The following is an 18,688-nucleotide window of genomic DNA, read 5'->3' on the forward strand; positions in this document are numbered from 1 at the left end:
ACTCAGGTCCCGTCCGCCAGTGGGGTGAGCCGTGCGGCTTGCCGGGCGGGCGGGACCTGTGGTGTTCCGGGGCGCAGGCCGAAGGTGGTGAAGGCGGTGCGGGCGGGCAGGGGGTAGGCCGGTCCGCCGGTGAGGTGGTTGAGGATGGTGGCGCTGCGCCAGGCGGCGAGGCCGAGGTCGGGTGCGCCGACGCCGTGGGTGTGGAGCTCGGCGTTCTGCACGTAGATCCCGCCGGAGACGGCCGGGTCCAGGGCGAGGCGGTAGTGCGCGTCGACGCGGGGCCGGCCGGCGCGGTCGCGGCGCAGATACGGGTCGAGGGGGGCGAGCAGGTCGTCGAGGGGGCGTCCGCGGTGGCCGGTGGCGAGGACGACGGCGTCGGTGGTGAGGCGCGTGCGGGTGCCCTGCACGGTGTGCTCGAGGTGGAGCTCGATCCGGCCGGGGCCGGGGCGGCCGGCGGCGTGGACGTGGACGGCGGGGGTCAGGACGGTGTCGGGCCAGCCGCCGTCCAGGGTGCGCCGGTAGAGCTCGTCGTGGACGGCGGCGAGGGTGGCGGCGTCCACGGCCTTGTGGAGCTGCCACTGGGCGGGGACGAGCCGGTCGCGCACGGGTTCGGGCAGGGCGTGGAAGTAGCGGGTGTGGTCGGGGGTGAAGTGCTCCAGGCCGATCTTGGAGTACTCCATCGGGGCGAACGCCCCGGTGCGGCCGATCCAGTGCAGGCGTTCCCGGCCGGCGGGCCGGTGGCGCAGCACGTCGAGGAAGATCTCCGCGCCGGACTGCCCGGTGCCGACGACGGTGATGTGGCCCGCGGCGAGCAGGGTGTCCCGGTGGGTGAGGTAGTCGTCGGAATGGATCACGGGGACGCCGGGCGCGTCGGCGAGGGGCCGCAGCGGCTCGGGCACCCGGGGCTCGGTGCCGACGCCGAGGACGAGGTGGCGGGCGTGGACCGGGCCCGGGGTCCCGCCGCTCCCCCGGGGGCCGAGCCGGGTGAAACCGACCTCGAACAGGGCGCGCTCCGGGTCCCAGCCGACGCTGTCGACGCGGTGCCCGAAGTGGAGGGCGGGAAGACGGTCGGCGACCCAGCGGCAGTAGGCGTCGAACTCGGTGCGGCGGATGTGGAAGGACTCGGCGAAGTAGAACGGGTAGAGGCGTTCGCGCGCCCTGAGGTGGTTGAGGAAGGTCCAGGGGCTGGTGGGGTCGGCGAGGGTGACCAGGTCGGCGAGGAACGGCACTTGGAGGGTGGCGTCGTCGAGCAGCAGACCGGGGTGCCAGGTGAAGTGGGGCTTCTGGTCGTAGAAGGCGGCGCGGAGCCCCGGCAGGGGGTGGGCGAGCGCGGCGAGGGAGAGGTTGAACGGGCCGATGCCGATGCCGACGAGGTCGTGGGGCGGCGTGCTCATGGGCTGTCCTCCGGGGCGCGGTGCGGGGGAGGATCCAGCTTGTACGGAAGAGACCCGTCACGTCCGAAAAGCCCGGACCACACCCCTCGAAGGGGGTAAGTACCGCTTCGAGGGGTGTGGTGGGGCGCCCGTTACGCCTGCTGGACGCGCAGGGCGCGGCCGAGGTCGTCGAGCTGGTCGACGAGCTTGCGGCGCAGGGCGGGGATCGGGTCGGCCTTGCGCAGGCACTTCTCGCCGAGCTTCAGGGTCTCGGCGTCGACCGCGTGGGCGGGGAAGGCCCAGCGTCCGGCGGCCTCGGCGATGGCGGGGCCCCGGCGGGCGGCGACGGCCACGGCGTCCTTGAAGTAGCGGGACACGTAGGGCCGTACCAGGTCGGCCTGTTCGGGCTGCCAGAAGCCCTGGGCGGTGGCGGTGAACAGGTAGTTCGACAGGTCGGCCCGGTCGTCGGAGCCGAACATGGCGTCCCAGGCGCGGGCCTTGGCGTCCTCGTCGGGCAGGGCGGCACGGCAGCGGGCGGCGCCCTCCCGGCCGGTGGCGCTGGGGTCGCGTTCGAGCTCGGCGGCGATGGCGGCCTCGTCGGTGGCGCCGAGCACGGCGAGCCTGGCGAGCACCCGCCAGCGCAGCTCGGGGTCGAGCTCGGGGCCGCCGGGGACGATGCCCTCGGCGAGCCAGGCGGCGATGGCGTCGGGGTGGGCGGCGGTGTCGATGCGGTGCCGCACGGCGATCAGACGCAGACCGGGGTGGTCACCGTCCTCGGTGCGCCGGATGAGGTCGCGGCACAGCTCGGTGAGGGTGGCCAGCGCGGCCGGCCGCTGGTCGGGGGTGAGGTAGCGGCCGGCGATGTGGACGGAGGCGAAGGCGAGGACGCCCTGGACGAGAGCGAGGTCGGTCTCCTCCGGCAGGTGGGCGGCGGCGGTCGCCAGGTGGTCGGCGGGGGCGAGTTCGCCGTCGCGGACCATGTCGCGCAGCGTGTTCCACACGACGGCGCGGGTGAGCGTGTCGGGGATGCCGGACAGGCCGCGCAGGACGGTCTCCAGGGAGGTGTCGTCGAGGCGGATCTTGGCGTAGGTGAGGTCCAGGTCGTTGGGGACGACCAGGGCGGGGCGGGTGCCGGTGTGCGGCTCGGGGGCCGTGTCCTGGGGCACGTCGGTCTCGTAGCGCTCGCGCAGCAGGAGGCTGCGGCCGTCGTGGAGGTCACGGTCGTACACACCGACGGTGACCCGGTGGGGGCGTTCGCCCGTGCGGTCGAGGGCGAGGGTCCACTGGCCGGGGCGGGAGTCGACGGACGCGGTGAGGGTGTCGACGCCGGTGGTGCGCAGCCAGGCGTCGGCCCAGGCGTGGACGTCGCGCTCGGTGGCGGAGGCGAGGGAGTCGAGGAAGTCGGCGAGGCGGGCGTTGCCGAACCGGTGCCGCCGGAAGTGGGTGTTGATGCCGGCGAGGAAGTCCTTCTCGCCGAGCCAGGCGACGAGCTGGCGCAGCGCGGAGGCGCCCTTGGCGTAGGAGATGCCGTCGAAGTTGAGCAGGGCGGAGGCGGTGTCCTGGACGTTCTCGGGCGCCACGGGGTGGGTGGAGGGGCGCTGGTCGGCGTCGTAGCCCCAGGGCTTGCGGGTGACGCCGAAGTCGGTCCAGGTGTCGGTGAAGCGGGTGGCCTCGGTGAGGGTCTGGTAGCCCATGTACTCGGCGAAGGACTCGTTCAGCCAGATGTCGTCCCACCAGGTGAGGGTGACCAGGTCGCCGAACCACATGTGGGCCATCTCGTGGGCGACGACCATGGCACGGGTCTGCCGCTCGGTGTCGGTGACGGCGGAGCGGTAGACGAACTCGTCGCGGAAGGTGACGAGGCCGGGGTTCTCCATGGCGCCCGCGTTGAACTCGGGGACGAAGGCCTGGTCGTAGGAGTCGAAGGGGTAGGGCTCCTCGAACTTCTCGTGGTAGCGGTCGAAGCAGGCGCGGGTGATGTCGAGGAGCTCGTCGGCGTCGGCGTCGAGGTACGGGGCCAGCGAGCGGCGGCAGTGGATGCCGAAGGGCAGTCCGCGGTGTTCGGTGCGCACGGAGTGCCAGGGGCCGGCGGCGACGGCGACGAGGTAGGTGGAGATCAGCGGGGTGGGCGCGGCCCGCCAGACGCCCTCGCCGGTGTGCTCGGTGACGCCGTTGGCGAGGACGGTCCAGTGCTGCGGGGCGGTGACGCCCAGCTCGAAGACGGCCTTGAGGTCCGGCTGGTCGAAGGCGGCGAAGACGCGCTGCACGTCGTCCAGGAACAGCTGGGTGTAGACGTAGGTCTCGCCGTCGGTGGGGTCGGTGAAACGGTGCATGCCCTCGCCGGTGCGGGAGTAGCGCATGCTCGCGTCGACGCGCAGCTCGTGCTCGCCGGCGGCGAGGTTCTTCAGCGGCAGCCGGTTGCCGTCGAGCGTGGCGGCGTCCAGGGGCTGTCCGTCGAGGGTGACGGAGCGCAGTTCGGCGGGCTTGATCTCGACGAAGGTGTCCGCGTCCGTACGGGCGCTGAAACGGATCAGGGTGCGGGAGTCGAACGTCTCGTCGCCGGTGGTCAGGTCGAGTTCGACCGTGTAGCGGTGGACGTCGAGGAGCTGTGCTCGGTTCTGCGCTTCGTCGCGCGTCAGTACGGACATGCGGGCCATGCTGCCTGATGCGGTTGCCGGGGCACAGGGGCGGATCGGGTACGCACCCTATGTCCGGTCCCTCTCCAGCTCGCCGGTGTGCGCCCCGGCGGGCCGTCCGGGCCCCGCTCGCGCCTGTGGGTGGGGCAGGGCGGGACGTCCGGGGGCGCCGGTGCGTTCGTCGAGCCGGGCCCGCAGGACGCGGATCTCGCGTTCCAGGGCGAGGTGGCGCCGGCGCGCGTCGTAGAGGTGGCGGACCTTGGTGCGCAGCGCCCACGGGTCGACCGGCTTGGTGACGAGGTCGGCCACGCCGAGCGCGTAGGCGGCGGCGCCGAGCTGCCGGTCGCGGGCGAAGCCGGTGAGCAGGACGACGGGGATGTGCCGGGTCTGCTCCAGGCGCCGCATGTAGCGCACGACGTCGAGGCCGCTGATGCCGGGCAGGTGGACGTCGAGCAGCAGCAGGCCGACGTTCCCGCGCAGCAGCTGTTTGAGTGCCTCGTCGCCGCTGGTGGCCCGGCCCAGCAGGTGGCCCAGCGGGGCCAGGGCGCTCTCCAGGGCGTACAGGGTGTCCTCGTGGTCGTCGACGATGAGGATGCGGGCGTTCGGCGGCATGCGCGCGTCCCTCCTCGCAGGGGACCGGATGGCTGTCCGGGGGCCGGCGGCCGGTGGCCGTCGGCCGACAAGGAGTGCACAGCGCAGCATGCTCCGCGCGGGCCGCTCTGTCACTCCCCGGGGGAGGACGTCGTGGCCGGGTTCGCTCAGGGCGTGGCGCCGCCCTGGGTGTCCTCGGCGATGCGCTCGTGGTGGTGGATCACCTCGGCGATGATGAAGTTGAGGAACTTCTCGGCGAACGCCGGGTCGAGTTTGGCGTTCTCGGCGAGGGCGCGCAGCCGGGCGATCTGGCGGGACTCGCGGTCCGGGTCGGCGGGCGGCAGCTGGTGCTCGGCCTTGAGGCGGCCGACCTGCTGGGTGCACTTGAACCGTTCGGCGAGCATGTGGACGACGGCGGCGTCGATGTTGTCGATGCTGTCGCGCAGCCGGGCGAGTTCCCGGCCGACGGCGGGGTCGGCGTCGCCCGTGGCGGTGTTGCTGGTGGTCATGGGTGGTCAGCCTACGGGGCGGGCGGGCGCGGGGGCGGGCCCGTACAGTGGAAGCGGGTTCAGGGCGTCCGGGGGTGTGGCGTGGCGAACGGCGGACCGGTCGAGCACGGCTACCCGCATCTGGAGACGGTGCGGGCAGCGGTCACCGCGCTGTACCGGCGTCTGTCGTACGACACGGTCCGCGCGTTCTCGGTGAGTGTGGCCCCGGCCGACGTGGCGTTCTGCGACACGGACGATCTCCATCTGGGTGCCCAGCGGGTGGCCCGCGAGCTGGTCCGGCACTACCGGCTGCCGGACGCGCGGCTGATCGTCGGGTTCCGTGAGATGACGCATGCGGCGAACGTGGAACTGGCGGCGGGACCGGAGTACTTCGTCGAGCTCAACGACCGGTTCCGGACGCATCGGCGGGACATCGGGGCGGCGTTGGCGCACGAGGTGGCGCACGTCTATCTGCACCGGCTCGGCCTGTCGTTCCCGGGCACCCGGGAGAACGAGATCCTGACGGACACGACGGCGACGTACCTGGGGGCCGGGTGGCTGCTGCTCGACGCGTTCCGGGAGGACGGGGCGTCGTCGCAGAAGCTGGGCTATCTGACGCCGGAGGAGTTCGGGTACGTGCTGGCGAAGCGGTCGCTGGCGTTCGGTGAGGACCCCTCGGTGTGGTTCACCAGCGCGCAGGCGTACACGGCGTACACGAAGGGGGTGGCGCTGGCGCGCCTCGACGAGCAGCAGCCGCCGCTGGTCTCCGCCGGGTGGGCCGGCCGGCGGCGGTACGCGCGGGACCGGCGGCACGCCGAGGACCACCGCGGGTCCGCGGGGCGGCCGGACGTGCCGTACAGCTTCACCGCGGACGGCGGCGGCCCGCTGCGGGTGTCGTTCCCCTGCCCCACCTGCCGGCAGCGGATCCGGGTGCCCGTCAAGGGGCGGGTGAGGGCGCGGTGCGGGCTGTGCCGCACGGTGCTGGAGTGTGACACCTAGCCCCGTCAGGTGGGGGCGCTCCGCGCCTCGCTCACGATTCCCTGTGCTCTCGCCGCAGCCAGCCAGTTCGGGAACTCGCCCACCAGGCGGTCGTACAGGTCCGCGTCCGTGACCTCGCCCGGGTTCTCGCCCGCGTGGAAGAAGCCCGCGTTGTCGATCACGCGCTTCGCCGGGACCTCCAGGTCGTCCAGTCCGCGCAGGTAGTCGAACTGTTTGCTGTTCGGGTCTCCGAAGCCGACGAACTGCCAGAACAGGGGGAGGCGGGCGGCCTTGCAGAGGTACTTCTCCGCGGCGAGCTTGTTGACGGGGCCGCCGTCCGTCTGGAAGACCACCAGGGCGGGGGCGGTGGAGCCGCTGTCCAAGTAGTGGTCGATGACCGCGTCCATCGCCAGGTGGTAGCTGGTCCTGCCCATGTGCCCCAGTCCGGCCACGATCCGTTCGATCCGGCCCCGGTGGTCGGCGAGCGCGATGTCGGTGACGGCGTCGACGTCGGTGGAGAAGAAGACGACGGGCACGGTGCCGTCGTCGTCGAGGTGCGCCGACAGGCCCAGCACCCGGTCGGCGAGCGCCTGCACACTGCCGTCCCTGTAGTACGGCTTCATCGAGCCGGAGTAGTCGACCACCAGGTAGACCGCGGCCCGCAGCCCGTCCATGCCGTGCTTGGTCAGTGACACCCCGGCGGTCTTGTACAGGCTCACCAGCGCGGGCGTCGTCTCCTCGATCCTGCTGAGACTGATCGCGGCCACCGCGACTCCCCCTCGATCCGTCGGAACTGGCCCCGAGCGTACGGCACCTCACCCCGCCCTTCGCCCGGGTCACCGGTGTTCGATATTTTGTTCGCCGCCGTCCCCACCGGCTCACTTCCGTCCCGTCCCTCCCGAGGAGCCGGCCCGTGGATTCCGAGTCCACCGTCACCACCTGCTACCGCCACCCCGAGGTGGAGTGCCATGTGCGCTGCACCCGCTGCGAGCGGTACATCTGCCCCGACTGCATGCGGGAGGCCGCCGTCGGGTTCCAGTGCCCCGAGTGCGTGCGGGAGGGCGCGCGGTCGGTGCGGCAGTCCCGCACCGTGGTGGGCGGCCGGGTGTCCGCGGTGCCCGTGGTGACGTACGTGCTGATCGCCGTCAACGTGCTGGTGTATCTGGCCGAGCTGGTGCGGCCGGAGATCGTGGACCGGTTCGCGATGGTGGGCGCGGGGCTGCTCGGACCGGACGGCGAGCACTATCTGTGGGTCGACCCCTACCCCGCCGGCTTCACCCCGGAGGGGCTGGTGGACGGGGAGTGGTACCGGCTGCTGACCGGAGCCTTCCTCCATCTGCCGCCCACCGAGGGCACGTTCGGGATCGCCCACATCGTGATGAACATGCTGGCGCTGTGGAATCTGGGCCGGCTCGTCGAGCCGATGCTCGGCCGGGTCCACTACCTCGCCCTGTATCTGCTGTCGGCGCTGGGCGGCTCGGTGCTGGTGCTGCTGATCGCGCCCGAGGACGCGGTGGTCGGGGCGTCCGGCGCGATCTTCGGGGTGGGCGCCGCGTACTACGTGATGGCCCGGCGCGTCGGCGTGGACATGAGGCAGGTCAACCGGTTCATGACCGGGCTGCTGCTGTGGCTGGTGATCTCCGCGGTCGTGACGTCCTGGGAGGGCCACCTCGGCGGGCTGCTGGCGGGCGGCGCGGTGGCGCTGGTCTTCGCGTACGTGCCCCGGGGCAGCCGGCGGCTGCTGATCCAGGCGGGGGCGTGCGTGGCGCTGGCGGTGGTGCTCACGGTGGCGGCGGTGATCAAGGTGTCCGAACTGACAGGTGGAGGTATCCCCCAGTGAAACGTGCCGGTGTGCTGCTCCTCGCGGCCGTTCCCGTGATCGCCACGGGGGTGTACTTCGTGATGCCGGCGGACTCGGCCGACGCCCCGGCGGCGCCGCCCGGGGCCACCGCCCCGCCGGCCCGTGAGCAGGCCAAGGACCGGGCCGAGCAGGAGCGCGACGAGGACGACTCGGTCGTCGCCGGCCTGCCGCCCGGGCTGGCGTCCCCCGCGAAGAAGGAGCTGGCCCAGCAGTTGGTGGCGAGCGCCGAGCACGCGACCACCGACTGGCGCACCACCTACGGGGTGATCGCGGACGAGGGCGACGGCTGCGGGTACACGGCGGGCATCGTCGGCTTCTGCTCCGGCACCCACGATCTGCTCCTGCTGGTCGAGAGCTACACCGAGGACCACCCGGACAACGGACTGGCGCCCTATCTGCCCGCCCTGCGCGAGGTCGACGGCTCGGACTCCCACGAGGGCCTGGACCCCGGCTTCCCGGCCGCCTGGAAGGCGGAGGCGGAGGTGCCGGCGTTCCGCGAGGCACAGGAGGCCGAGCGCGACCGGATCTACTTCGACCCGGCCGTCCGGCTCGCCAAGCTCGACGGCCTCGGCACACTGGGCCAGTTCGTCTACTTCGACGCGATGGTCTTCCACGGCCCCGACACCGACGCGGACGGCTTCTACGCGCTGCGCGAGCGCACCCTGAAGAAGGCGAAGACGCCCGCCGCGGGCGGGACCGAGGAGACGTATCTGAACGCCTTCCTCGACATCCGCCGCGAGGCCATGCTGACCCGCTACCCGGAGCACGACGCGTCCCGCGTCGACACCGCCCAGCGCCGGTTCCTGGAGGCGGGGAACCTGGGCCTGGAGACGCCGCTGGCGTGGGAGATGTACGGGGAGTCCTACAAGCTGCCGTGAGCATGCGGAGGCGCCTGCCCAGTCGTCCGGTCGGGGACTGGCGGGCAGGCGCCACCTGTGTGTTCCGCACGCCTTTGTGCGGGACGCATATGAGGGACCGTCAGGTCACCTCGTCGGCCGCTCGGTCAGACCGCCAGCGCGCGGTCCGTCGGGCGGATCGGGGCCGGCAGCTCGCTCGCCCCCGTGAGGAAGCGGTCGCAGCCGCGGGCGGCCGAGCGGCCCTCGGCGATCGCCCACACGATGAGCGACTGGCCGCGGCCCGCGTCACCGGCGACGAACACCCCGGGCACGTTGGTCTGGAAGTCGGCGTCGCGGGCGATGTTACCGCGTTCGTCGAGGTCCAGGCCGAACTGCTCGACCAGGCCGTTGTCCCGGTCGGTGCCGGTGAAGCCCATGGCGAGGGTGACCAGCTGGGCCGGGATCCTGCGCTCGGTGCCCGGCTTCGGGGTCAGCCTGCCGTCGACGAACTCCACCTCGCTCAGGTGCAACCACTGGACGTTGCCGTCCTCGTCGCCCTCGAAGTGGGTGGTGGAGACGGAGTAGACCCGCTCACCGCCCTCCTCGTGCGCGGACGTGACCTTGTAGAGCATCGGGAAGGTCGGCCAGGGCTGGGCAACCGGGTTCCGCTCCTCGCCCGGGCGGGGCATGATCTCCAGCTGCGTCACGGACGCGGCGCCCTGGCGGTGGGCGGTGCCCACGCAGTCGGCGCCGGTGTCGCCGCCGCCGATGACGACGACGTGCTTGCCCTCGGCCGAGATCGGCGGGGCGACGTAGTCGCCCTCCTGCACCTTGTTGGCCAGCGGCAGGTACTCCATGGCCTGGTGGATGCCCTTGAGCTCACGGCCGGGCACGGGCAGGTCGCGGGCGGTCGTCGCGCCGACGGCGAGCACCACGGCGTCGTACCGCTTGCGCAGCGCGGTCGCCGGCATGTCGCGGCCGATCTCGACGCCGGTGCGGAACTTGGTGCCCTCCGCGCGCATCTGCTCGATACGGCGGTTGATGTGCCGCTTCTCCATCTTGAACTCGGGGATGCCGTAGCGCAGCAGGCCGCCGATGCGGTCGGCGCGCTCGTAGACGGCGACCGTGTGGCCGGCCCGGGTCAGCTGCTGGGCGGCGGCCAGGCCCGCGGGGCCGGAGCCGACGACCGCGACGGTCTTGCCGGACAGCCGCTCGGGGACCTGCGGGGCGACGTCACCGGTCTCCCACGCCTTGTCGATGATCGAGACCTCGACGTTCTTGATGGTGACCGGCGGCTGGTTGATGCCGAGCACGCACGCCGACTCGCACGGAGCGGGACACAGCCGCCCGGTGAACTCCGGGAAGTTGTTGGTGGCGTGCAGCCGCTCGGAGGCGGCGCCCCAGTCCTCGCGGTAGGCGTAGTCGTTCCACTCGGGGATGAGGTTCCCGAGCGGGCAGCCGTTGTGGCAGAACGGGATGCCGCAGTCCATGCAGCGGCTGGCCTGCTTGCTGATGATCGGCAGCAGGGAACCGGGAACGTAGACCTCGTTCCAGTCCTTCCTGCGCTCCTCGACCGGACGGGAGGTGGCGACCTCGCGACCGTGGTTCAGAAAGCCCTTCGGGTCAGCCATTGATCGCCGCCTCCATCATCTTCTCGGTGATCTCGGTCTCGGAGAGACCGGCTCGCTCGGCGGCGTCCTTGGCGGCGAGCACTGCCTTGTACGTACTGGGGATGATCTTGCTGAAGCGCTGCACGGCGCTGTCCCACTCGGCGAGCAGCTTCCCGGCGACGGTCGAGCCCGTCTCCTCCTGGTGCCGGCGGACCACGTCGTGCAGCCACTCCCGGTCGGCGTCGTCCAGCGGCTGGACGGCGTCCAGGTTGCCGGGGTTGACGTTGTCCCGGTCCAGGTCGACGACGTAGGCGATGCCGCCCGACATGCCGGCCGCGAAGTTGCGCCCGGTCTCGCCGAGGACGACCGCGTGGCCGCCGGTCATGTACTCGCAGCCGTGGTCGCCCACGCCCTCGGAGACGACCAGCGCGCCGGAGTTGCGGACGCAGAACCGCTCGCCGGTGCGGCCGCGCAGGAAGAGCTCGCCGCCGGTCGCGCCGTACGCGATCGTGTTGCCCGCGATGGTCGAGTACTCGGCGAGGTGGTCGGCCGCGCGGTCCGGGCGGACCACGATCCGGCCGCCGGACAGGCCCTTGCCGACGTAGTCGTTGGCGTCGCCCTCCAGGCGCAGCGTGACACCGCGCGGGACGAAGGCGCCGAAGGACTGGCCGGCGGAGCCGGTGAAGGTGATGTCGATGGTGTCGTCGGGCAGGCCGGCGCCGCCGAACTTCTTGGTCACCTCGTGGCCGAGCATGGTGCCGACCGTGCGGTTGATGTTGCGGATGGCGACCTGGGCGCGCACCGGGTGGGCGTCCTCGGCGCCGGCGGCGGAGAGCGCGTCGGCGGCGAGCTTGATCAGCTCGTTGTCGAGCGCCTTCTCCAGACCGTGGTCCTGGGCGACGAGCTGGTGGCGCACGGCGCCCTCGGGCAGCTCCGGCACGTGGAACAGCGGCTCCAGCTCCAGGCCCTGCGCCTTCCAGTGGTTCACCGCGCGGGTCACGTCGAGGACCTCGGCGTGGCCGACGGCCTCCTCGATGGAGCGGAAGCCCAGCTCGGCGAGGAGCTCGCGGACCTCCTCGGCGATGAACTGGAAGAAGTTCACGACGTACTCGGCCTTGCCGGAGAACCGCTCGCGCAGGACCGGGTTCTGGGTGGCGATGCCGACCGGGCAGGTGTCCAGGTGGCAGACGCGCATCATCACGCAGCCGGAGACGACCAGCGGGGCGGTGGCGAAGCCGAACTCCTCGGCGCCGAGCAGCGCGGCGATAACCACGTCCCGGCCGGTCTTGAGCTGGCCGTCGGTCTGCACGACGATCCGGTCGCGCAGGCCGTTGAGCAGCAGGGTCTGCTGGGTCTCGGCGAGGCCCAGCTCCCAGGGGCCGCCCGCGTGCTTCAGCGAGGTGAGCGGGGAGGCGCCGGTGCCGCCGTCGTGGCCGGAGATCAGCACCACGTCCGCGTGGGCCTTGGACACACCGGCGGCCACGGTGCCGACGCCGACCTCGGAGACCAGCTTGACGTGAACGCGCGCCTTCGGGTTGGCGTTCTTCAGGTCGTGGATGAGCTGGGCGAGGTCCTCGATGGAGTAGATGTCGTGGTGCGGCGGCGGGGAGATGAGGCCCACGCCCGGCGTCGAGTGCCGGGTCTTCGCGACCCACGGGTAGACCTTGTGGCCGGGCAGCTGGCCGCCCTCGCCGGGCTTGGCGCCCTGGGCCATCTTGATCTGGATGTCGTCGGAGTTGACCAGGTACTCGGAGGTCACACCGAAGCGGCCGGAGGCGACCTGCTTGATGGCCGACCGGCGGGCCGGGTCGTACAGCCGCTCCGCGTCCTCGCCGCCCTCACCGGTGTTGGACTTGCCGCCCAGCTGGTTCATGGCGACGGCGAGGGTCTCGTGCGCCTCCTGGGAGATGGAGCCGTACGACATGGCGCCGGTGGAGAACCGCTTGACGATCTCGGAGACCGGCTCGACCTCGTCGACCGGGATCGGGCCCCGGCCGGACTTGAAGCCGAACAGCCCGCGGAGCGTCATCAGCCGCTCGGACTGCTCGTTGACGCGCTCGGTGTACTTCTTGAAGATGTCGTACTTGCCGGAGCGCGTGGAGTGCTGGAGCCGGAAGACCGTCTCCGGGTCGAACAGGTGCGGCTCGCCCTCGCGGCGCCACTGGTACTCGCCGCCGATCTCCAGGGCGCGGTGCGCGGGAGCGATGCCGGAGGCGGGGTAGGCCTTGGCGTGCCGGGCGGCGACCTCCTTGGCGACGACGTCGATGCCGACGCCGCCGATCTTGGTGGCGGTGCCGTTGAAGTACTTCTCCACGAAGGCCTCGTTGAGGCCGACGGCCTCGAAGACCTGGGCGCCCCGGTAGGAGGCGACGGTGGAGATGCCCATCTTGGACATGACCTTCAGCACGCCCTTGCCGAGGGCGTAGATCAGATTGCGGATGGCCTGCTCGGCCTCGATGCCGGGCAGGAAGGTGCCCGCGCGGACCAGGTCCTCGACGGACTCCATCGCCAGGTACGGGTTGACGGCGGCGGCGCCGTAGCCGATGAGCAGGGCGACGTGGTGGACCTCGCGGACGTCACCGGCCTCCACCAGCAGGCCCACCTGGGTGCGCTGCTTGGTGCGGATGAGGTGGTGGTGGACGGCCGCGGTGAGCAGCAGCGACGGGATCGGCGCGTGCTCGGCGTCGGAGTGCCGGTCCGACAGGACGATCAGGCGGGCGCCGTTCTCGATGGCGGCGTCGGCCTCGGCGCAGATGTCCTCGATGCGGGCGGCGAGCGCGTCACCGCCGCCGGACACCCGGTACAGGCCGGAGAGCGTCGCGGCCTTGAAGCCGGGCATGTCGCCGTCGGCGTTGATGTGGATGAGCTTGGCCAGCTCGTCGTTGTCGATCACCGGGAAGGGCAGGACGACGCTGCGGCAGGAGGCCGCGTTCGGCTCCAGCAGGTTGCCCGAGGGGCCCAGCGGGGAGCGCAGGGAGGTGACCAGTTCCTCGCGGATCGCGTCCAGCGGCGGGTTGGTGACCTGGGCGAACAGCTGGGTGAAGTAGTCGAAGAGCAGCCGGGGGCGCTCGCTGAGCGCGGCGATCGGCGAGTCGGTGCCCATCGAGCCGATCGGCTCGGCGCCGGCCTTGGCCATCGGCGCGAGGAGGACGCGGAGCTCCTCCTCGGTGTAGCCGAAGGTCTGCTGGCGGCGGGTGACCGAGGCGTGGGTGTGCACGATGTGCTCGCGCTCGGGCAGGTCCGGCAGCTCGATCTCGCCGGCCTCGAGCCACTCCTCGTAGGGCTGCTCGGCGGCGAGCCCGGCCTTGATCTCGTCGTCCTCGATGATGCGGTGCTCGGCGGTGTCCACCAGGAACATGCGGCCGGGCTGGAGGCGGCCCTTGCGGACGACCTTCGCCGGGTCGATGTCGAGGACGCCGACCTCGGAGCCGAGGACGACGAGGCCCTCGTCGGTGACCCAGTAGCGGCCCGGGCGCAGGCCGTTGCGGTCGAGCACGGCGCCGACCTGGGTGCCGTCGGTGAAGGTGACGCAGGCGGGGCCGTCCCAGGGCTCCATCATCGTGGAGTGGTACTGGTAGAAGGCGCGCCGCGCGGGGTCCATGGAGTCGTGGTTCTCCCACGCCTCCGGGATCATCATCAGCACGGAGTGCGGCAGGGAGCGGCCGCCCAGGTGCAGCAGTTCGAGGACCTCGTCGAAGGACGCGGAGTCCGAGGCGTCGGGCGTGCAGACCGGGAAGATCCGGTCGAGGCTCCGCCCCTCGCCGCCGAACAGGTCGGAGACCAGCTGGGACTCGCGGGCGCGCATCCAGTTGCGGTTGCCCTTGACGGTGTTGATCTCACCGTTGTGGGCGACGAAGCGGTAGGGGTGCGCGAGCGGCCACGAAGGGAAGGTGTTCGTGGAGAACCGGGAGTGCACGAGCGCGATCGCGGAGCCGAAGCGGCGGTCGGACAGGTCCGGGAAGAAGGGCTCGAGCTGGCCGGTGGTCAGCATGCCCTTGTAGACGATGGTCCGCGCGGACAGCGACGGGAAGTAGACGCCCACCTCGCGCTCGGCGCGCTTGCGCAGCACGAACGCCTTGCGGTCGAGCTCGATGCCCGTGCGGTCGCCGGCGGTGACGAAGACCTGGCGGAAGACCGGCATCGTCGAGCGGGCGGTGGCGCCGAGCAGCTGGGGCGCGACGGGCACCTCGCGCCAGCCGAGGACGGTCAGGTCCTCGTCGGCGGCGATCTCCTCGATGCGGGCGACGGCGGCGTCGGCGCCGTTCTCCGGCAGGAAGGCGATGCCGACGGCGTAACCGCCGGCCTCGGGCAGTTCGAAACCGGCCACCTCGCGGAAGAAGGCGTCGGGGACCTGGGAGAGGATTCCGGCGCCGTCGCCGGAGTCCGGTTCGGAGCCGGTGGCACCGCGGTGCTCGAGGTTGCGCAGAACCGTGAGCGCCTGCTCGACCAGGGTGTGGGACGCCTCGCCGGTGAGGGTGGCGACGAAACCGACGCCGCAGGCGTCGTGCTCGTTGCGGGGGTCGTACATACCCTGCGCAGCAGGGCGAGCATCCATGAAAGACCAGCTCAGAGGCTCGTTCGTGGAATGCTGGGACGGCTGGCGCGGCGTACGCATCGGCTCTCCCGTCGTCGTCATGTGGCATGTTCAGGTGCCGAGGGACGACGTTGGCCCTCTGCGTGGTGCGAAATTTCGTGCAGGTTACATGATGGAGCGGCTCTCGGAAACCGGGATAATCCGTTCCAGCATGCGGACACCACATGGATCGCGGCGGGGTTCCGCGCCTGGCGGTGGAAGCTATGGAGACCGGGTGGGACAGATCGATGTCCGCCGGTCCGATGGCGGGAAAGGGCTCCTTCGCCCGCTCCGCGGGGGGCGCGCCGCCGGCCTCGTTGCCCACAGCGCTTACGGCTCATGCCCAATGGTCATGCGGTCGAAACCAGCAAGTAATGATTACTTATACGGCCCATCGCATACGTTCGAGCCGCATCATCCTACGGCGGTTCCGAACAGCGTGCCCAGGGCGTACGTCACACCGGCCGCCGCGCCGCCGAGGGCGAGCTGCCGCAGACCGCTGTACCACCAGGTCCGCGCCGTCACCTTGGCCACCACCGCGCCGCACAGGAAGAGTCCGAGCAGGGCCAGCAGCACGGCCGGCCACAGGCTGCTCGCGCCGAGCAGATAGGGCAGCACCGGGAGCAGGGCGCCCAGCGCGAAGGAGCCGAAGCTGGACACGGCGGCGACGGTGGGCGAGGGGAGGTCGCCGGGGTCGATGCCGAGTTCCTCGCGGGCGTGGATCTCCAGCGCCTGCTCGGGGTCCTTGGACAGCTGGCGGGCGACCTCGCGGGCCAGTTCGGGCTCGACTCCGCGGGACTCGTAGAGCGCGGCGAGCTCGGCCTCCTCGTCCTTGGGGTGCTTGCGCAGCTCCCGCCGCTCGACGTCGAGCTCGGCCTCGACCAGCTCGCGCTGGGAGGCGACGGAGGTGTACTCGCCGGCGGCCATGGAGAAGGCGCCGGCGGCCAGACCGGCGAGCCCGCTGAGCACGATGGTCTGCTGTCCGACGGCGCCGCCGGCCACACCGGTCATCAGGGCGAGGTTGGAGACCAGCCCGTCCATCGCGCCGAACACCGCGGGGCGCAGCCAGCCGCCGTTGACGTCGCGGTGGGTGTGGTTGTCGCGGTGCGCCTCGTGCAGCGACGCCTCGTTCTCGATGATGGCCATGCGGCTCCCCCAGCTCTCTTCTTTGGACATGTTCTACTTCTCGACAACGCCAAATGTATTCCTTCCCATTCCTGCCCGCCAGCAAGGAAAGGCTGGGCTAACCTGCGGTTTTGCGGTTTCCGGCGGTACGGGTGGATGGCCGTCCCCGGACGTCGACCGGGTGACGCTGGGGCGGGTGAGGCTGCGCCGGACACCGCACAGGGGACAGTTCCGCAAAGGGCTCCGCGCCTTTCGGGGCGCCCCTGAGAGGAGAGCCGCGCATGGCGTCGACCACCCGCATCCCCTCTGCCCCGGCGCCCGGGGACGCCCTCGGGCTCCGCGAGCGGGCCCGCGGCGCGCTGCTCGGTCTGGCCGTGGGCGACGCGCTGGGCGCCCCGGCGGAGAACATGAAGCCCTCCGAGATCCGCGCACGCTGGGGCCGCATCACGGGATACGTGACGGACCACCCGGCGGGCACGGACGACACGGAGTACGCGATCTTCTCCGGTCTGCTGCTGGCCCGGCACGGCTCCGCGCTCACCCCCGCGCATGTCGGGGCGGCCTGGCACGAGCTGATCGCGGACCGCGCGGAGGGCCGCTTCCGGGGCGCCGGTTTCAGTGAGCGCGGCACGCTGGAGAACCTGCGCCGGGGGCTGGCGGCGCCCATCTCGGCCCAGCACCGGCACGCGTGGAGCGACGGGCTGGCGATGCGCGCGGCGCCCCACGGGGTGTTCGCGGCGGGCCGTCCCGACGAGGCGGCCCGGCTGGCGGCGATCGACGGCTCGGTCAGTCACGACGGCGAGGGCATCCACGGCGGCCGGGCGGTCGCGGCGGGCGTCGCGGCGGCGATGGCCGGGGCGCCGGTGGTCGCGGTGGTGGCCTCCGCGCTGGCGGTGGTGCCGGACGACTCCTGGACCGCCCGGTCGCTGCGCCGCGCCGTGACCGCCGCCCACCTGGGCGAACGCGCGGTGCGGGCGGCGGTGGTGATCGGCGGCTACCCGTGGACCGACCTGGCGCCCGAGGCGGTCGCCCTCGCCTTCGGCGCGTACGCGGCGGCCGACGGCGACTTCGAGCAGGCGGTGCTGACGGCCGTCAACATGGGCCGCGACGCCGACACCACGGCGGCGGTGGCCGGCGCCCTGGCGGGCGCGACACGGGGCGCGTCGGCGATCCCGCCGGCCTGGTCGTCCGCCATCACCCCGGCCCGCGGCAGCTGCCTCCCCGCGATGGCGGGCCACCACGTCCTGGACATCGCGACCCTCCTGACCCCGGAGCCCCCCACATGACCACCACCACACCACCCCCCGACACCGCGTCCACCACAACTCCCCCACCCGCAACTCCCCCACCCGCAGCCGCCGACGGTGGCTCCGCCCCACAGGGGCCACCCGCACCCGACGACGAGAGCCGCACGGGTGGTGCGGGTGGGAACATCCGGGCCGAAGGCGAAGCCGAGGCCGAAACCCCCACCCCCCAACCGCAACCGCAACCGCAGCCGCAGGCAATGGCCAGAATCGAGGGCCTCCTCCTCGGCCTGGCCGCAGGCGACGCCGCCGGCTGGCCCGCCGCCCGCCACCGCGCAGCGAGAATGCCCGAGTGGACCCGCCGCCTCACCCGCGAACTCGACACCTTCGCGGAGCAGAACGCCACCACCACCCTCCCCGTCCCCATCGCCCTCAACCAGCCCCCCGAGCCCCTCCGCCTCGGCCCCTCCGACGACGCCGAGTGGGCGGCCTTCGCCGCCGAGGCGGTACTGCGCGCCGGCGACGACACCGCCCTCGGCGACCTCAGCCGGGAGCGCCGCACCCGCGCCGCCATCGACCTGACCTGGAACTCCGTGGCCGCGGAAGTCGCCGCCGCCACCGAACGCGCCCCGGAGACCGAGTCCGCCGTACTTCCACTGCGCGCCCGTATCTCCGTCCGCGCCGGCCTCGGCAACCTCGCCACCGGTCTGCGCCCGCCCGCCACCGGCCACGACAACCCGCACTACTTCGACGACGCCGCCTGCGTACGCGCCTGTGTGCTGGCCGTCGCCCACCCCGGCGACCCCCGCGCCGCCGCCGACCTCGCCGAGTTCGACGCCCGCTACACCCAGGACGGCGACGGCGTGCACGGCGCCCGCGCCATGGCCGCCGCCGTCTCCCTCGCACTGACCGGCGCCGACCCGCACAGCTGTGTGGCGGCGGCCTGCGCCGAGCTGCCGGAGGACACGGAGATCGGCCGCAACGCCCGGCACGCGCTGAGGCTCGCGGCGGACGCCGACGGCGCCTTCGCCCTCGTACCGCCGCTGGAACACCAGATCGTCGACCACGTCTACAGCTACGGCGTCGCCGCGGCCGAGACCGTCCCGGTGGCCCTCGCCCTCACCATCGCCGCCCACGGCCGTATCGCCGAGGCGGTCCCCGCCGCGGCCTGTCTGTCACGGGTGGCGGACTCCGCCCCCGCGCTCGCCGGCGCCCTCACCGGCGCACTGGGCGGCGGCCCGTCGATCCCGGAGTCCTGGAGGGAGAGCTGCCGCACCCTCTCCGGCTGCGCGCTCCCCCGGCTCACCGGCACCGACCTGGTGGAACTCGCCGGGCTCATGGAAGCCGCACACCCGGCCCGGGCGGGGGGATGA

Annotated in this window: 13 protein-coding genes; 5 read left to right on the forward strand and 8 right to left on the reverse strand. The window is 72.4% G+C overall.

The genetic code is table 11. The features are described 5' to 3' along the window. Positions 1–2: 2 nt before the first annotated feature. The 4 genes from CNQ36_RS08970 to CNQ36_RS08985 all read right to left on the reverse strand — a co-directional run bounded on the left by CNQ36_RS08970 (position 3) and on the right by CNQ36_RS08985 (position 5,109). On the reverse strand, positions 3–1,394 hold the full coding sequence (locus CNQ36_RS08970) for a lysine N(6)-hydroxylase/L-ornithine N(5)-oxygenase family protein (RefSeq protein WP_121545592.1): 1,392 nt from the start codon (positions 1,392–1,394) through the stop codon (positions 3–5). 131 nt (positions 1,395–1,525) lie between these two features. Continuing rightward, positions 1,526–4,030: an aminopeptidase N gene (gene pepN, locus CNQ36_RS08975; RefSeq protein WP_121545593.1), complete on the reverse strand. Its 2,505-nt coding sequence runs from the start codon at positions 4,028–4,030 to the stop codon at positions 1,526–1,528. 48 nt (positions 4,031–4,078) lie between these two features. Continuing rightward, on the reverse strand, positions 4,079–4,621 hold the full coding sequence (locus CNQ36_RS08980; RefSeq protein WP_121545594.1) for a response regulator: 543 nt from the start codon (positions 4,619–4,621) through the stop codon (positions 4,079–4,081). Between the two features lie 146 nt (positions 4,622–4,767). Further along, entirely contained in the window at positions 4,768–5,109 is a 342-nt protein-coding gene (locus tag CNQ36_RS08985; protein WP_121545595.1) for a chorismate mutase, read from the reverse strand. Positions 5,110–5,190: 81 nt separating this feature from the next. Here CNQ36_RS08985 and CNQ36_RS08990 point away from each other — a divergent pair, with 81 nt between their 5' ends. Beyond that, positions 5,191–6,087: a hypothetical protein gene (locus tag CNQ36_RS08990; RefSeq protein ID WP_004932494.1), complete on the forward strand. Its 897-nt coding sequence runs from the start codon at positions 5,191–5,193 to the stop codon at positions 6,085–6,087. Between the two features lie 5 nt (positions 6,088–6,092). Here the strand turns inward: CNQ36_RS08990 and CNQ36_RS08995 are convergent, their stop codons facing one another. Beyond that, a complete protein-coding gene (locus tag CNQ36_RS08995; RefSeq protein WP_121545596.1) occupies positions 6,093–6,833 on the reverse strand; it encodes a vWA domain-containing protein in 741 nt (246 codons plus the stop codon). Positions 6,834–6,979: 146 nt separating this feature from the next. Between CNQ36_RS08995 and CNQ36_RS09000 the strand changes: the two genes are divergently transcribed. Both CNQ36_RS09000 and CNQ36_RS09005 read left to right on the forward strand, forming a co-directional pair. Continuing rightward, positions 6,980–7,906 carry a rhomboid family intramembrane serine protease gene (locus CNQ36_RS09000; protein ID WP_121545597.1) on the forward strand — a complete coding sequence of 309 codons (927 nt, stop codon included), beginning with the start codon at positions 6,980–6,982 and terminating at the stop codon, positions 7,904–7,906. Next, positions 7,903–8,805: a chitosanase gene (locus tag CNQ36_RS09005; RefSeq protein ID WP_121545598.1), complete on the forward strand. Its 903-nt coding sequence runs from the start codon at positions 7,903–7,905 to the stop codon at positions 8,803–8,805. The genes CNQ36_RS09000 and CNQ36_RS09005 overlap by 4 nt, the downstream gene beginning before the upstream one ends. Before the next feature lie 125 nt (positions 8,806–8,930). On the opposite strand, the gene CNQ36_RS09010 is transcribed toward CNQ36_RS09005, so the two are convergent. The 3 genes from CNQ36_RS09010 to CNQ36_RS09020 all read right to left on the reverse strand — a co-directional run bounded on the left by CNQ36_RS09010 (position 8,931) and on the right by CNQ36_RS09020 (position 16,092). After that, positions 8,931–10,394 (reverse strand): glutamate synthase subunit beta, encoded by a 1,464-nt coding sequence (locus tag CNQ36_RS09010; RefSeq protein ID WP_004932483.1) that lies wholly within the window; start codon positions 10,392–10,394, stop codon positions 8,931–8,933. Next, a complete protein-coding gene (gltB, locus tag CNQ36_RS09015; protein WP_121545599.1) occupies positions 10,387–14,988 on the reverse strand; it encodes a glutamate synthase large subunit in 4,602 nt (1,533 codons plus the stop codon). Before gltB ends, CNQ36_RS09010 begins: the two co-directional genes overlap by 8 nt. A gap of 372 nt (positions 14,989–15,360) precedes the next feature. Next, positions 15,361–16,092, reverse strand: coding sequence for a VIT1/CCC1 transporter family protein (locus CNQ36_RS09020; RefSeq protein ID WP_121545600.1), 732 nt, complete (start codon positions 16,090–16,092; stop codon positions 15,361–15,363). Positions 16,093–16,352: 260 nt separating this feature from the next. Between CNQ36_RS09020 and CNQ36_RS09025 the strand changes: the two genes are divergently transcribed. Further along, complete coding sequence (locus tag CNQ36_RS09025) at positions 16,353–17,357, forward strand: ADP-ribosylglycohydrolase family protein (RefSeq protein WP_121545601.1); 1,005 nt, start codon at positions 16,353–16,355, stop codon at positions 17,355–17,357. After that, a complete protein-coding gene (locus tag CNQ36_RS09030) occupies positions 17,354–18,688 on the forward strand; it encodes an ADP-ribosylglycohydrolase family protein (RefSeq protein WP_228312935.1) in 1,335 nt (444 codons plus the stop codon). Before CNQ36_RS09025 ends, CNQ36_RS09030 begins: the two co-directional genes overlap by 4 nt.

This window comes from Streptomyces fungicidicus, from assembly GCF_003665435.1.
In the GTDB taxonomy this organism is placed as follows: Bacteria; Actinomycetota; Actinomycetes; order Streptomycetales; family Streptomycetaceae; genus Streptomyces; species Streptomyces fungicidicus.